The organism is Saccharibacillus qingshengii (genome assembly GCF_013185195.1).
GTDB classification, from domain to species: Bacteria; Bacillota; Bacilli; order Paenibacillales; family Paenibacillaceae; genus Saccharibacillus; species Saccharibacillus qingshengii.
The window spans coordinates 103277-117752 of the sequence record NZ_JAAZWC010000016.1 but is presented as its reverse complement, the minus strand read 5'-3'; the positions used below and the strand labels follow the sequence as shown (position 1 = coordinate 117752).

Sequence of the window (14476 nt, the reverse complement as noted above, 5' to 3'; positions counted from 1 at the left end):
CCGCAAATGTCTAGGCTGGAAGTCTACACACGAATCGTTTCAGGACGAAGTGTTGCACTTGGATTGACAATCCGTCTAGAATAAAAATGCCGATTTTTCTTTTGAGGAAAATCGGCATTTTTCAAACATTTAATTGGCTATAACGATTTGGTCATCTACAACATTGAAATATAACTGCCCTTTTTCGGCTTCAAGCGTTTTTATAATTTCTTTACCTAGCGCCTCAGCCAGAAGCGGAGGAACCGCATTCCCAATTTGATGCCTTACTTCATGGCGATTTCCAAAAAAAACGAAATCGTCTGGAAACCCTTGAAGTCGAGCTGCCTCTCGCGGTGTCAAAGCTCTGTCTTGGAGCGGGTGCGCATAACGCCCCCTTGTAAAACTGTCAAATCCGCCGGTGATTGTAGGGGCTTGACCATCCCAACGAAGTCGCCCGTATACATCAGGCCACCCACCTTTAGTTGTATCGGCATTTTTGTGGCAGTCTAATCTAAACTCTTCAGGAATGTCTTTCCATCCTCCGCCTTGTGGGACAAAAGATATTCTATGAGCATTCGCGGCACTAATGTTAGCTCGATAATGATTGGCAAACTTGGGGTGTCCTTCTTTAGAATTCATCGGTGGTTCTGGAAGCCCGGCTAAAACCTGACCCACTGTTTTCCGATTTCCCACAGTAGGCTGAGGGATAGAGAATGGAGCATTTATACTTTTATTTTTGCCTATGATTATGAATCTTTCCCTTACTTGTGCCAGACCGTAATCCGCCGAATTATAAAAATGAGGGTATAAATCATAATCCTGAAGCTCTAAATTGATGGCTTCAACAAAATCTTTGCCTCTTTTTTGTCCCATCATAGCCACATTTTCTAAAAAGAAAAATTTAGGATTTAGTTCTTTAACTAATCTAATGTATTCCAAAACGAGTTTATTTCTTTCATCCCCTAGATGAGCACCACGTTTTTGCTTTGAAAAACCTTGGCAAGGTGGTCCGCCAGCAAAAAGATCAAGATCCCCTTCCCTGATTCCGCTTCGTTTCAACAGTTCTTTTCCGGTTACTTCCGTCGCATCAGCAACAAAAGCACGACTCGAAACGTTGTTTACGTAACTTTGCACAGCCCACTCGTTAAAATCGAAAGCAGTGCCTACATAAAATCCTGCGTGATCCAATCCGAGCCCTAAACCGCCAGCCCCGCTAAAAGATTCGATGCACGTAAAACGACCATTCATCGATTTCATCTCCTCACAATCTAACCTAAGACTTATTAGAGTATTGTTTCTTCGCCTCATCAATAAAAACAATCATTTGATCTATAGAACCCCTAAAATCCGTTTTTATTTCATGCTCCCAAACTCTTAAAATGTTCCAGCCCTTTTTCAAATAAAATTCAGTCACTACTTTATCTCTTTCCACATTTTTTTGAAGCTTCTTAACCCAAAATTCTTCATTACTTTTAGGAAAGCTTTTGTGTATAGGACATACATGCCAAAAACAAGAATCAAGAAAAATAACTACCTTGTACTTCTTGATGGCTAAGTCGGGCTTTCCTTCCAAGCCGTTAACGTTTCGTCTGAAACGGACCCCTTGCCTCCATAATTCACTAAAGACACGATCTTCAAACTTTGTTTTTGATCGAACACTTTTCATCACCTTACTTCGTACTTCTTTAGAAAATCTATCTGCCATAAAATCACCGCTTTTAAAGTGAACAAATGTTCCCTGAATTATAACACGAGATAAAAAACTCCACAATTAATCTTCCCAGTTACGATAAAGTGAAGTGAATTCAATTAAAACATAAAACACTATAAAATTCATTGACTTCTTTTTATAGGCCATTGTTTGCTGAGAGAAAATGAGGTGGTTCCCAATATACGTTCAAGACGCAGAAAATTTTCTACATTGTGCACAAAAACAAGACTATTTATCATGTGCGCTGTTTCTTTGTAGTCATGTAGAAATCATCTCTACAGTGCCGGTTCTCATGTACAAATATGCAGAAGTAGCTGACGAAACTTTGTTACGCATGCTTCTCCAGTATGGGCTTGACGTGAATATACAAGACTTTGGGGGCAGAACTTTGCTTAGCTTTGCTTGCAAATTCGGTAATTCTTCATTTGCTGCATTTTTGCTGAAGCAAGGGGCGAATCCTTCTACTGCTCAAGATTCTGGAGAAACGCCCCTAATGGTAGCCGCAGCTAGAGGACAACTATCCTGTATGAAGCTCCTTCTTGAACATAGTGCTGATCCTAATTATAGCTCCACAGATGGTCGCACAGCGCTTTCTGAGGCCATCGACAATTTTCAAACGGAGGCTGTGCAGTTTCTATTAGATAACGGAGTTGTACCGAACTAACCCTATAAAACGGGGTTATGTGGCGTGCGGCACATTTTTATTGTCTGGTTACGCACAGAACATTGGACACGTGTCCAGTATGCTGTAGGTAGTCTATAATTGGGGGTCTCTACATGAACAAGCTTCGCAAATTTTTCCTTACATCACTGGCAGCCACTATGCTGCTTGGCACGGCAGCTATTACGCAGCCTGCAGCTCCGGCGCATGCAGCCACTACGTCTTTTACTGACATTTCCGGTCACTGGGCAGAAGCTGCCATTAAGCAAGCGGCAAATCTTGGACTCGTAAAAGGGTATGCAGACGGTAGCTTCAAGCCGGGAAGTAACGTTACACGCGGGGAATTTGCGGTCATGCTAGCTAGAGCTACAAAGCAAACGCCAAGCATGACTGGTGTAGCATTTAGTGACGTTGCCAAAAATAACTACGCCTACGACAGCGTAAACAAAGTCACGGCACTTGGCTTCGTAAAGAAAACGGACTACACAGCAGGCCTAAAGCCAAACACTGCAATGAGTAGAGAAGAAATTGCAAAGTGGCTGGCTACAGGGCTTGCAGCATCAGGTGCGGAGTTCAACAAAGCACTTAGTGATGTAGCTGGACCGCATGCACTTGTACCAGTTACTGAGTTCTACAAGGGCGGACTTACAAAGAATAATATTCCAAACGTCTCCATGATGATGGGTACAGGCATCATGCTTGGTGACACTAAAGGCAGCTTTAATCCACGTGCCAATGTAACGAGAGCTGAGGTCGCAAGTATCCTTATTCGCTATATGGGCGTTGAAGGAAAATCAGCAAGTTCGTACACGGGGCTTAACGAACTCCGAGAAGTGGCAACTACAGGAACCAATGTAACGTCGTTCACACCGCTTGAGTACGTGAAAACAAATAACACGTCAACTTTTAAAGAAATGATTGGCAAAGACATCAAGATGAAGTCTGCCGTTGCTGATGTAAAAGTACACCGGATGATCGTCCTTGACCTTGATGTACAGACGAAAGCCCGTCACAGCATTTATACGGACATGTTCGCTACGGGTACTGTAAATTACAGAGCCGATTACACAATCCTTACGGAGCAAACAATGACAGCCAATATGGATCCAAAAAAACTTACAAGTGCTGTGTTTCAGAACGCCTCCCTTTCTCCAGTAGTTGGTGTTGGGAATCTCGGTAATGAAAATACCAGTTACGGTGTAACATTTGGCGGGTTCCACCTGCAGAAGGTAAATGGCTTGTACAAGAGTGTACCCTACATGAGCCAGAGCACACCAAAGAGATTCTGGGCACTTGGACGCGGTGTGGGTAAGACAAAAGAAAGCAACTTGGATGACATTGAGCTCTTTGCAAAAGACGGGTCCTACATGAAGCTTGTAAACAGCAAATAAAAAATGGCCCCAGCTAGTTTTGGCTGGGGTTCTCTCATCTTTGGATTATATTGATGATTGCTATGGGCGTTTGGTTTTTTGTTTACGTAGGGGCATTTCAAGAACTCCAGATGAGCTAGAATGCAGGTTAGGACGGCAGTCCTAGTCACAGGAATTTCTTATTCCACCCCCACGATCTACCGTTTTTATCTCTCCATTTGTCAAGCTCAATAGCTTCGTTGTGGCGACCTTGTTTTCTGAGCGCGTCAATCTTTTCTTGTTTAGTCATCTGAAATACCGCCTTTTCATGAGATATTACACGGCTCGGGCTGCTGGATAAGAGCAGTCCGTTTCTGTGTAGTATGTTTATGTCATGCAGATTCACGCCGTGTCAACAACGTAAAAGTTTACATAGGTAAAGACCCCAGAGTACAGGCTCTGGGGTCTTTTCATGTTCTTAGTTATACTGTGTACAGTTTGTTTAGGTAAGTGATCGTCCGTATCAAATAATAGTATTTGGGCGATTACACATTTACATGAAAAGACCCCACACTATGTGTGGGGTCCCTTTTGTTACTTGAAGTAAATAACTACGGTGTCGTATGCCGTTGGATTTGGCTGCACGGTTACAGTGTAGTTTCCTACTTTCTGTTCGGTTTGTTTACGCGTATTTACGGCATTTTGCAGTGTAGTTACGAAGTTATCCGGAACTTTTACTCCAGCCGCTTGCAGAGTTTCTACAGCGAGCTTGAGACTTGCTGTTTCACTAGCTAGGAAAGAGATGACCCGGCCACTGGCAGACTTGCTTTCCGCTTGTCTATATGCCACAGAAGTACCGCTAGAAGCATCCCTAATTACGAATCCAGCGTCACTTGCTTCCGTGGTGTAGCCTTTGTACGAACTCGAACCATTGATGACGTTCTCGATTGCCGTCTGTACGCCCTTAATTCCGTTTGGAATAGGTACAGGAGCTGGCGGTGTTACAGGCGCGCTTGGGAATCTTGGGCGCTCTTTGAGCGACGTCAGACCTTTTGTTTTTACACGCTGGATGAAAGCTACAGCTTCGGCACGTGTAAGGTAATCCTTACCTTTGTAACCAGCCACCGTGTTGCCCGTTTTACCGGCGGCGAGGTTTTCACTGAGCAGGTAACGAATTGCTTCGTCGTTCATGAAGTTCACACCGTTTGCGCCTGCGATGATGTTCGCAACTTCGCCCCGCGTGATTGCTTGTTCTCTTGTAGCCCGACCAACGGCGTCATTGCTGATTCCGTTTACTGGCCAGTTCAGATTCTTTGCAATGTTGTACACGGGATCTGCCCAGTGTTTCTGGCCTGCTGTAGGTTTTACAGGTTGGTAGGCCGAAATGAACATCATGAGGAATTCGGACTCCGATACTTGCTTTTCAGGGCGGAATGTACCATCCGGGTAACCTTTTACGACGTTGTTTGCGATAGCCCACTGGATAGTGGAATATGCCCAGTTAGACTTCTTGACGTCACCGAAACTTGTTACAGCTGCCGCACTTACGCTCCCCGCTACAAGCGTTACGGAAAGCGTAACCCCTCCGATCACCCCCAGCAATTTCTTTTTAAAAGTGTTCATTCTTTTATTCCTCCATCATTTTCAAAGTGAACTACCCGTTCATCAAAAAATCCGTATCGTTTGCTTGTCAAGAACCGTGTCCATGGGATACGGGCATTTCTTGTTGCTTCGGACACCCGCCTACAAGCAAACTCTAAAAAGGGCTTATGCAAATCAAACACTAAGTTTTATAATAAAGATTGGAAAATAAAAGATACACAAGAGAATTGAGGGGTGCGCCATTGTACCGTTCCGTAACCGACACACCGTTTTTTAAAGATATTGTTCATCAAGAAGATCACGAATGGGTTGCGACCAAATTTCGAGAAAAGAAATTCAACAAAGGCCAAGTGCTGTACATGCACGGCGATGAAGGTCACGAGATGTACATCATTAAATCCGGTGCGCTCAAGATCTACCGTCAGGACGAGAATCGGGAAATTATCTTCGGACACCAATTCCCTGGAGAAGCGATTGGCGAACTTGAGATCTTCCACCACGATAACCATCGTACAGCGTCTGTAGCTACCATGGAGAAAACATCTCTTTGGGTAGCGACCCGTACTGCAATGGAAGAACTGGTTTCACGCTATCCTGCCATTTTACGAAAAACGATCTACATACTCAGCGAACGTCTTAGCCAAGCGGATCGGAAGCTCGAATATCTGGTGTTCCTTGACGTCAGGATTCGTGTAGCCAATCTTCTGCTGGATCTTCATTCCAATTTCGGAAAAGAAACTGAAACAGGCACACTAATCGATTGGAAAATCACACAACAGCATTTGGCCAACATGATCGGTGCAGGTCGGGAAAGTGCCGCAAGAATCCTGAACGAATTTCACGATCAAGACATCATCGAACTGAAAAATCGCCGGATCTACATTTTGAAATTGGACGCGCTAAAAAGGCTGGCTGGGGGAGAAACCCAACCGGGCGATGAACGTCTTTGGCACTCCACACATAAGTATGACCTTAACACGTCACATTTTCGAAATCTATGATGCTTTGTAACCTGCTTCCATTATAGCGGATTGACGCCGGTTTTTCTGTGCGTACTTCCGCTATTTTTTTGTGTCCTTCCGCACAAATCCACTTTTCGGATACAGGGGTACATTGGATCTTATTGTCGAACTCCAGTGGACCATGCTTTGATCGTTTTAGATTTTAGTAAAGGAGGAAGCGCAATAGGGAAATTTCTTTTAGGTAAAATTCTAGTAACGGAAGGCGTACTGAAAAGCGTCAGTGAAACGGATCAAATGATCGCATTGAACCGTCATGCACAAGGAGACTGGGGAACAGTTTTTGAGAACGAAGCGTTGACCAACAATAAAGGAATGCTTAAAGGCGGTCGTTTGTTATCCAGTTATTTGAGTGAACGGGGCATCCCCTTCGATGTCGTGACGGAAGCGAATCGGTCATTGACTTGGCTTAAACTTCGGGAGGAATAATAATTTGAGCTGCACAGCCTTTTATGAAGCGGCCTTTTTGCGATTTCTGGGTCGCTTGAGCGAAGAAACCGAACCGGACTTGGGGCTGTTACATGCGGACAGCGATGAACACTGCGAATTCTTTCTTCAAGTCTCTCCGGTTCTGCTCCAAAATCGTTTACGTGCCATTCTTAACGCGATGATTAGCGAGTTTAGCATGGAGAATGCCGAAGACGTTGCCATGGAAGCCCATGTAGATCCGCACCGAATCCGAGTACAGGTGACGGAATCTTGGATCGAAATTCTGGTCGTACAGGAGAACGACCAAATGATCTTTGCCGGCGTGAGGTACAGCAAGGAAACGAAAAAACTGGTGTACCATCTGCGACTCGAAGCACTAAGAAAAAGCTTACAGGATTTGATTTTGCTTGACCGTATGGGTGCTTTGTGAAAGATAGTCTGGTTGTCTTGGAAGTGTACGAATACGAAAACATCCGTTATCGAGGACACCCATGTACAGTTGTGCAGGGGCTGGTTCTGGAAGCCGGTTTATCGGCCGCAGATTTTACACTTATTATTCGCTCCAAGAGAAAGGATGTGGTGAAACTACGACTCGAAGACCATCGATTGTTTCCTATGCTAAGTCGCAACCTGGACGTTATTCTGAGATTCCTCGATCTCAGGGAGAACACCTGATAACCGGAAAGAAGCTTTGTTCAGATACAAGAAAAACTTGTCACATGTACGGTACACTTTGGGAAGACGTGCTTATAAAACTCCGGCCGCTACTGTCAGTTAAGGACTACACTCGCTTTAAACAAGCCCGATTGATAGACATTTTGGAGAGCCGAGCTTACATCAGGCTTGCTCGTAAGTCTCACGAACCCCACATTAAAGAAGGTTACGAAGGAATGGTGGCCGCCATTCTGTATGGGCTTCTTGGTATGGAACTTGAAGTTAACATCATTGGTGAGGATGAACCACTCAAGCACGTTGAATAAATCAAAAACCTTTAAAAGAAAGGAGCACAACCATGCCAAGACCTTTACCACGCGCCGATTGGGTAAAGAAATGTCTGAACCCTGAATGCGAAAGTACAGATCTCTTGCTTAATCCCAACGGCAAGAAGCACACGAATGCTGTAGTAAAATGCAACAGTTGCAAGATGAAATTTGAGGTAATGGCTTTATAAAACAGAGTGGGAGGCCACTTGGCCTCCCGTTTTTGTATCAATGTGCTGCTTGAATACTATTCCAAGCTCTTTCCAAAAAATCACGAATATCGCCGCAGCCTAACTCCACGTAGGTTGGACCCACTTGTATATCTCGTGGATCAGTATCATTCGTTCGTTGTTTTACAAAAATATCTTTGCTTGTTTGAACAACAACTACAGAGGTTCTCCCCTCCGTTACACGCACCACCGTTTCACCATTCGGTTGAGTAGCGGGAAATACTTCGGCCCCACCTACAGAAAATACAGCTTTTTGCCCAATCTTTGCTTTCACTAACCCGGCTGTAACATCGCTTGCGAATTGTTTAGCGTCCATAAAAACCTCCATGTATTAAGTTCAAGTTCGTTTACGAGCAAAATATGGAAATCCTTTTTTCGTCAAGGTATTTTAAAAGCGGGGAAGAGCACCAGCCTAGCTCCTCCCCACGCAACTTCTTAAAAGTCGTCGAAATCCCCCATATCTTTAGAAAGGATGCGAACACTTTTCAGCTTTTGGCTTTGATTGAACAGATTTTGCTGTTTCGCTGACTCGATCTGATGCCGGAGATACCGATCACCATCCTTACCTTTCTCCCGGTACTTATCGCCACAGGGGGATTCTTTAAATATTTTCCGAATTTCGTCAGGAGAAACCCCACCTTCTGCGAGTCGTGCACAGATGTGAAAATCCCGTTCACTTCTGGTTCTAGCCTTTGAGTTTTTCACGAAACTCCGATATGCATCCAAATTCGGAGCGTTGATCTTGCTTGCTAGATTTTTATCGAATTTTTGCGTTCGCTTCAAAATCTGAGCCACGCTCTTACTCACCAGAATATCAGAAAAAATAACGGGGGCAAAATCCACGTCAGGCCTCTTCTGTACCTGTGGGAAATGTTCAAAATCTGTAAGTGTGTATCGAAGACCCGGATCAAAGTGAATAATTTTTACGCGCTTCGGGCTGTTGGGGTTTTTACGATGATAGCCTGCCGGCACTCGCATAAGTCGCATCGCATCACCACACGCATCGGCGCCCGTGTAAGCTTCAAGACGACGATTCATCTGGACTACATCTTCGACGGGATAAGCAGCATCGAGCAAAAAATACAGGTGGTAGCCTCCTGGTGTGGAAACGATGATGCTTGGGAAGGGCTTTAAATTCGCAATGATCTCGGCCGCTTTCGCTTCAGCTACTTGAAGATCTGCATCAAGAAGTTTGAAGTCGATGTCTAGCCAGCATGATGGTGCTACAGAAACGTCCGAGCGCGCGGCTCTGACATACCTTTCAGTGTTCCGGTCATAAATCCCGCGATCTCTCGGACACACTGTGTAAAAAATGCACCCGCTCTGATTACTGGCACAAGCGTGTTTACAAATCTTGCTGAGATTTTCTCTCTGGATGCGAAATGTTTTGGTTCGCATATACGTTTCCCTGATTGGCTTATCACAAATTTCGATAAAATGCTTTGATCCCATACTTTCGTCAAGAATTGGCATATACAGTGCTTCCAGGAAATCGCTCAGGTCAACAGGTTTGTTTACCGACTTGAATGCTACATGTTCACAAAATGTTTGAATGGTCATCAGGATTCCCCCAGTTATGTGGTTTGGTATTCATGTTAGTCAGAGCGCTGTACCCGCGCTCTGACTGCATTCAGGATCTTACATCTGCTCTAACATGACGCCCTGTTGATGTCAGTTCGAATCAGAAAAAGTCGTCGCCATCTTTCATCAGATCTTCGAAATCTCCAGGCTCGAACTCGTCCGGATAAGTTTCGCATAGCTGCGTGAGATCAATCGAAAGTACGCGATGCGTACGTCCGGCAATGGATTTTAGGAAGTTGACAGATTTTACGAATCCACCATCGTCAGCATTATCTCGAAGCTTCATCACGATAGCACGCGCAGACAAGCTGTCCTTGCTATAGCCTCCGGCCACAGCTTCGATTAACGGTTGCTGCTTGAAGTGGCCGAAAAGCCGATCGTTCTTAAGCTCAACAAGAAACTCGCCTGGTTTGAAGATTTTGTCATAACGGTCGCGTACGGTGGCCATGATCTCGATGAGCTGGTCGCCGAAAGTATTTTCCGGACCTGCGGCAAGGGATGCAACTGCCTCAACAGCTTCATCGAGCGTGTACACCTCGATACCGAGCTCGTTACATAGCTGTAGGCCAAGCAGTAACCCAAACATTACACAAGCCGCATTCTTCCTGTTTCTCGGCGAAGAAAAATCTTTCTCAGCTACAGCTTCTGTCGCTTGTTTAAAAAGCCCATTCCAAGAACTTTCATTTTGCAGCAGCCAGCGCATGTACCCACCAACGAACTCGATTTTCTTTGGAATTTTGCAAAGTTCGGCAAAGGCCTCGGGATTTTGCTCTTTGCTTCGTATGGCGACCGCAACAATGCGCTCTTGGCAGGCTTGGTCAAGTATGGGATCTTCGCCTGCTACGATGAGCGGAGCTAAAAGATCGTAACGAACAAGTTCTTGACTCGACTGCCCTCGGCTGTCGTCCCTTCGATCGTAGGCATTTCGAAGAATTTGCTTAATGGAAGCTGCTTGCGGCAAACTTTCCCGATATTCGTCAAGGTACACCGGCAGTGAATTGGTCATGCTGAGTCGTTTGAGCACTGGAAAGCGTCTTTCTGTCGGCAATGCCTTTGGGTCTTTGTGGCCTAGAAACTTCAGCAGTTCTGAAATCGTCGACGTTTTGCCCGCACCCTTCGAACCGTAAAGTTGAAGCGACGGGAACTTTACGCCAAAGTGCTGGAATAGCGGCTCTTTGAGCACACTGGCAAGAATCCAACCCAGCAAGACAAGCAATTTTTGTCGCGCTCCGATGCCGAGAACCGTGCTTAAGAACTGCTTCGCCAGAACCTTCCAGGCATCGCGTTCAGGTACCGGTACATCGTACAGATCACTATGAGAATCACCTTTTTTAGGAAGCAAGACAACAGCATCCGAAATGCCTTCCGGTTGGATCACGCCATCCATGACAAGGAATCCTTCACGACGGAATCCCAGTACATCGCTGGCTTTTACCGTTCCTCGTACAGATTTTCGCAGGTACATTACGAGAAGTGCGTATTCTGCCGCAGTGCCTGTAACCACAAGTCCCATGATCCCAAGCGCTTGAATAAGATTCGACGCGGTTGAGATGTCTGAGACTTCGACTCTCCGTTTTCGGTATACGCGCCCACCAGACTCCACAGTCATGATGTACTCCTCGTGTCCCGTTTTTTCGTTAACCAGCAGAGTTGCTTCCAGCGTGAAGTTCGTGAGGCTTTTGGTTTGATAGCTATCGCCGACCTTCGATTTGACGATGTACCCCACCGGGGTTAAAAATAGTTTTGAGCCGTTGTGCTCCGCCAGCCAAGCAATCGGCTTGCCTGCAATAGGCGCTGGGATTGCGGATTGTTCAGCTTGTACCGAAGAGTCTTCGACATCTGGCGTTTCGCTTACAGGGGCCTGCCCGTCTTGCAGAATATTCGAGACGGCTCCTTCAACGGTAACTAACTGCTTCGATGTTGCCTCTTCTTGCACTTCTGATCGTTTTTTCTCGACGTTCGCCATAATTTGGCACCTCCGAAATGTAGTTTGACTTCCAGCGTTCCGCACTTGCACGTGCCCGAATCCGGTTTTCAGGCACAAAAAAATGCGCACCCGTAACCGAAAGGCCAGACTAAGGCCGTCGATTATTCGGGCAACGCACATCATTCATAGACTATTCAACATTTATTCAACACAAATGTACTCGAAGTTTAGAGTTACGTCAACCCCGAAATTGTCAGAAAAAACGACTTAAAATTGCTCCACCCTCGCGTAGCGAAGGAATAGAGATCCAAAAAAATTTTTGCTGGCTGTTTACCGCTCTGCATACACGGGTGCACATAAAAACAGCCTTTTGTCAGCAAAGCTACATAGCATTGAAAATCTCTTTAATTATTCCGATCGGTTTGTTTGGTTTACAGGCGGTCCGTATATGCTATCGAAGTCAGGTTCTTTGCCAACAAGCTAAGAAAGTTCTAATCAGACCTGTAGACCGTTTAATGTGCCCAGAAAATATAAAATACACAAAACGAATATATATCCATGAACATATGTGAAGATCAGTCTGCATGGTATACGGGTATACAGAAGAGGAAGAGAGGATATTTTTTATTTTTTATTTATTTTATTTTTATTTTTACTTTATTAGTTTTATTATGTAGACCATGTATCTTCGAACGTAGACCACCCCTATTTTGATTGTAGACCGCATCCGTATAAAGAAGCCCCAGCTGGATTGGCCGGGGCTTGTTCAGTCTTTTCTATTAAAGTCTAGACGCAATTTTCACTACATTGCTCAAGTCTGCCCGTTCAGCCCCTGTATCAAGGGCTTCTTCTGCGGCAAGCAACTCTTTCACTCGACTCATTCTAATAACGGAACACGAAATGCGCGCCCCTCCGATCATAACGGAGCTTACATAGAGCATCTTTGTTTTTCCGTTGCCGCGATTCACAATTTGTCCGTTTAAAACGCCAAGCTCTTTCCACTCGTCTATGATGTTATCTGCAATGTAACCAGCATTGTTTAGGTACTTTTTCAGTTCGTCATTTGTGAAGAAAAGTACATCGCATTGCACGCCTGCTATCTCCCTTGTACCAAACTTCCCAAGCTGAGCGTGGTTCTTATTATTCCCTGCAAAATGCTTTTCGTGGTTTGTAACGGCGAAGTTATAGACATCAGACAAAGCTTCTACGCTTTTTGACTTTCCTGCGCAGAGCGACTCCATGTAAGAGATCACGTCACTGCAGAGCGCAGCTACCTCTTCTTTTGTAACGACATCAAGATCTAGAATTTCTACAAGCAGATCGAGAACCAAGTGCATGCACGCCGCATATGTGAAGAAAGTCTTGTACTTCTCGTTATCAAACAGCACGGATGCCTTTTTGCTTGGATTCTCGTACATAGACAGATAATCTGCAAACCTATCTGCTACATCTTTACGGTTAGGAATCACGTAATCAAGAAAGGCGTCAAGCGCCAGGCCATAGCTATCATTAAGTGCAGCCCCAAGTTCCTTGTGCATACTACCCATAGCAGCAGGATCATTAAAAATGCTGCTGAATACATCTCTGACGTTTAGCGGAATCACACGCCGTGTAAGTCCGTCATTCTTCACACGAGATAATATAGAGCTTTCACCGCTTGCTACTATAATGGACGAAAACCGTCCGTCATCCCGGCTTGTCCCTTCAGATGTAGCTTTGTCGCTAAGAGTCGAATTGAATACATTGTAGAGCGCATCTTCAAGCACTTCGACGCTCGCTCTATGGGACTCTTCATAGCAAACTACATGGCTATTATGGAACCTGACTACGGAGTTCATCCCAGCGACTGTAAGTCTCGCGCACGACCGCATGAGTTCAGATTTTTCTTTTGAGCACCCAATGGGATTAATTGCTGTGTACTGTAGCAAGTTCTTGCCTTTGCCTTTTGGACCGAAAATGTCTATTGTTAGGCAGTTTCCCGGAATTACGGCCCCATCTATGATCGCGTTTATGAAAGGCGCTGCGTACACGATAAGCGACAAAGGGTGCTTAACAAGTACGTTTAGAATGTCTGATACATTTTTCTTTACATCACTACCAAGCGTTACATATCCAAGGTCCAGGCCACGTTTTAGCTTGATGTCGTTTACGTTTATGATCTGGTCACTTGATCTCGGATTTATAAATTCGCTGTAATCTTCCGTCCATCCTATGGAGGTGTAAACCTTCAGTGTTGGAATCAGGTGCTTGTTCAGATCTAGATAGCCTTTCAGGTATTCAGACAGTTCGTCAAACTCCGATATCCTTCTGTTTTTCAGCAAAATAAGGCCGTTTGAAATGCACTCATCGCTGAACTTCTTGCTTGATGTATATATCTCTGTATCTGCGACGCTAAAATACGTCCAGGCTTTTCTCCGTTCATCAAAGAAACAGACCTCTGTGTAGGGCTTGTTTGTCGTTTCGGACATGCGGTTTCTTTTCCCAACAGCTTTGCCATCATTCATATGCTGGCTAATGTGGATGCCAAGTGCTACAAACTTTTGGTGTGCGGGTGCAACAGCAGCTTTGTGACCAGGGAACGTGGGGTCGTGATATAGCATATAATCGAAGACGGCCGATGCTTGGATATTGGGATCACATATAATATCAGCAACTACGCCTTCTTCCGTTTTATCGGGATGCAACTTCAAGATATGTTTTATGATTTCTTGTCTAGCTTCAATATAACTCAACTTGTTCTCTCTAGCTGTAGATACGATGCCGCAGTTCAAGGCGTGAATCGCATTTCCAAGCGTAGCGCTGTATTCCATAGATTGTCCATTTTCTAAAACGAATTTTTCTATATAGTTTTGCATCGTTATTGTCTCCTTTTATTTGGAGGCGTCCGATACCCAAATCTTGACGAAAAATTTTTCTGCATATTTTAATTAAAGTGAAGATTTGGGTATCGGACGCCTGTTCTTATTTGCTTTTTTCAACTCCGACGTGGGCGTCGGGGTTTTCTTTTT

General features: G+C 44.8%; 14 protein-coding genes. 6 read left to right on the top strand and 8 right to left on the bottom strand.

Going from position 1 to position 14476, the window contains the following annotated elements; genetic code table 11:
- Nucleotides 1-129: 129 nt before the first annotated feature.
- Together HRQ60_RS14830 and HRQ60_RS14825 are read right to left on the bottom strand one after the other, a co-directional pair.
- A complete protein-coding gene (locus HRQ60_RS14830) occupies nucleotides 130-1227 on the bottom strand; it encodes a DNA cytosine methyltransferase (RefSeq protein WP_172196692.1) in 1098 nt (365 codons plus the stop codon).
- A 25-nt stretch (nucleotides 1228-1252) separates the two neighbouring features.
- The gene (locus HRQ60_RS14825; RefSeq protein ID WP_172196690.1) at nucleotides 1253-1684 is read right to left on the bottom strand and encodes a very short patch repair endonuclease; all 432 of its coding nucleotides are present in this window, start codon (nucleotides 1682-1684) and stop codon (nucleotides 1253-1255) included.
- A 298-nt stretch (nucleotides 1685-1982) separates the two neighbouring features.
- Here HRQ60_RS14825 and HRQ60_RS14820 point away from each other — a divergent pair, with 298 nt between their 5' ends.
- Complete coding sequence (locus HRQ60_RS14820; RefSeq protein WP_172196688.1) at nucleotides 1983-2354, top strand: ankyrin repeat domain-containing protein; 372 nt, start codon at nucleotides 1983-1985, stop codon at nucleotides 2352-2354.
- Nucleotides 2355-2467: 113 nt separating this feature from the next.
- Complete coding sequence (locus tag HRQ60_RS14815) at nucleotides 2468-3742, top strand: S-layer homology domain-containing protein (RefSeq protein WP_172196686.1); 1275 nt, start codon at nucleotides 2468-2470, stop codon at nucleotides 3740-3742.
- A gap of 145 nt (nucleotides 3743-3887) precedes the next feature.
- Here the strand turns inward: HRQ60_RS14815 and HRQ60_RS23915 are convergent, their stop codons facing one another.
- Entirely contained in the window at nucleotides 3888-4010 is a 123-nt protein-coding gene (locus HRQ60_RS23915) for a hypothetical protein (RefSeq protein WP_281358128.1), read from the bottom strand.
- Between the two features lie 284 nt (nucleotides 4011-4294).
- Nucleotides 4295-5323 carry an S-layer homology domain-containing protein gene (locus tag HRQ60_RS14810; RefSeq protein ID WP_172196684.1) on the bottom strand — a complete coding sequence of 343 codons (1029 nt, stop codon included), beginning with the start codon at nucleotides 5321-5323 and terminating at the stop codon, nucleotides 4295-4297.
- Nucleotides 5324-5544: 221 nt separating this feature from the next.
- On the opposite strand from HRQ60_RS14810, the gene HRQ60_RS14805 reads away from it, so the two are divergent.
- From HRQ60_RS14805 to HRQ60_RS14790, 4 genes are all read left to right on the top strand, one after another.
- Nucleotides 5545-6303, top strand: coding sequence for a Crp/Fnr family transcriptional regulator (locus tag HRQ60_RS14805; RefSeq protein ID WP_172196682.1), 759 nt, complete (start codon nucleotides 5545-5547; stop codon nucleotides 6301-6303).
- A 147-nt stretch (nucleotides 6304-6450) separates the two neighbouring features.
- Nucleotides 6451-6750: a hypothetical protein gene (locus HRQ60_RS14800; RefSeq protein WP_172196680.1), complete on the top strand. Its 300-nt coding sequence runs from the start codon at nucleotides 6451-6453 to the stop codon at nucleotides 6748-6750.
- Between the two features lie 4 nt (nucleotides 6751-6754).
- Nucleotides 6755-7180 carry a hypothetical protein gene (locus HRQ60_RS14795; protein WP_172196678.1) on the top strand — a complete coding sequence of 142 codons (426 nt, stop codon included), beginning with the start codon at nucleotides 6755-6757 and terminating at the stop codon, nucleotides 7178-7180.
- Between the two features lie 289 nt (nucleotides 7181-7469).
- The gene (locus HRQ60_RS14790) at nucleotides 7470-7730 is read left to right on the top strand and encodes a hypothetical protein (protein ID WP_172196676.1); all 261 of its coding nucleotides are present in this window, start codon (nucleotides 7470-7472) and stop codon (nucleotides 7728-7730) included.
- 228 nt (nucleotides 7731-7958) lie between these two features.
- Here the strand turns inward: HRQ60_RS14790 and HRQ60_RS14785 are convergent, their stop codons facing one another.
- The 4 genes from HRQ60_RS14785 to HRQ60_RS14770 all read right to left on the bottom strand — a co-directional run bounded on the left by HRQ60_RS14785 (nucleotide 7959) and on the right by HRQ60_RS14770 (nucleotide 14323).
- Nucleotides 7959-8276: a hypothetical protein gene (locus tag HRQ60_RS14785; RefSeq protein ID WP_172196674.1), complete on the bottom strand. Its 318-nt coding sequence runs from the start codon at nucleotides 8274-8276 to the stop codon at nucleotides 7959-7961.
- Between the two features lie 119 nt (nucleotides 8277-8395).
- Nucleotides 8396-9520 (bottom strand): hypothetical protein, encoded by a 1125-nt coding sequence (locus HRQ60_RS14780; protein ID WP_172196672.1) that lies wholly within the window; start codon nucleotides 9518-9520, stop codon nucleotides 8396-8398.
- Between the two features lie 121 nt (nucleotides 9521-9641).
- Nucleotides 9642-11507 (bottom strand): hypothetical protein, encoded by a 1866-nt coding sequence (locus HRQ60_RS14775; RefSeq protein WP_172196670.1) that lies wholly within the window; start codon nucleotides 11505-11507, stop codon nucleotides 9642-9644.
- Nucleotides 11508-12247: 740 nt separating this feature from the next.
- Nucleotides 12248-14323 carry a DUF927 domain-containing protein gene (locus tag HRQ60_RS14770; RefSeq protein WP_172196668.1) on the bottom strand — a complete coding sequence of 692 codons (2076 nt, stop codon included), beginning with the start codon at nucleotides 14321-14323 and terminating at the stop codon, nucleotides 12248-12250.
- Nucleotides 14324-14476 lie beyond the last annotated feature (153 nt).

Bases quoted from the DNA above. Each gene is read 5' to 3' on its own strand.
- HRQ60_RS14820 (WP_172196688.1), top strand. From the start codon at position 1,983: ATGTACAAATATGCAGAAGTAGCTGACGAAACTTTGTTACGCATGCTT.
- HRQ60_RS14770 (WP_172196668.1), bottom strand. From the start codon at position 14,323: ATGCAAAACTATATAGAAAAATTCGTTTTAGAAAATGGACAATCTATG.
- HRQ60_RS14780 (WP_172196672.1), bottom strand. From the start codon at position 9,520: ATGACCATTCAAACATTTTGTGAACATGTAGCATTCAAGTCGGTAAAC.
- HRQ60_RS14785 (WP_172196674.1), bottom strand. From the start codon at position 8,276: ATGGACGCTAAACAATTCGCAAGCGATGTTACAGCCGGGTTAGTGAAA.
- HRQ60_RS14825 (WP_172196690.1), bottom strand. From the start codon at position 1,684: ATGGCAGATAGATTTTCTAAAGAAGTACGAAGTAAGGTGATGAAAAGT.
- HRQ60_RS14830 (WP_172196692.1), bottom strand. From the start codon at position 1,227: ATGAATGGTCGTTTTACGTGCATCGAATCTTTTAGCGGGGCTGGCGGT.
- HRQ60_RS14790 (WP_172196676.1), top strand. From the start codon at position 7,470: ATGTACGGTACACTTTGGGAAGACGTGCTTATAAAACTCCGGCCGCTA.
- HRQ60_RS23915 (WP_281358128.1), bottom strand. From the start codon at position 4,010: ATGACTAAACAAGAAAAGATTGACGCGCTCAGAAAACAAGGTCGCCAC.
- HRQ60_RS14775 (WP_172196670.1), bottom strand. From the start codon at position 11,507: ATGGCGAACGTCGAGAAAAAACGATCAGAAGTGCAAGAAGAGGCAACA.
- HRQ60_RS14815 (WP_172196686.1), top strand. From the start codon at position 2,468: ATGAACAAGCTTCGCAAATTTTTCCTTACATCACTGGCAGCCACTATG.
- HRQ60_RS14810 (WP_172196684.1), bottom strand. From the start codon at position 5,323: ATGAACACTTTTAAAAAGAAATTGCTGGGGGTGATCGGAGGGGTTACG.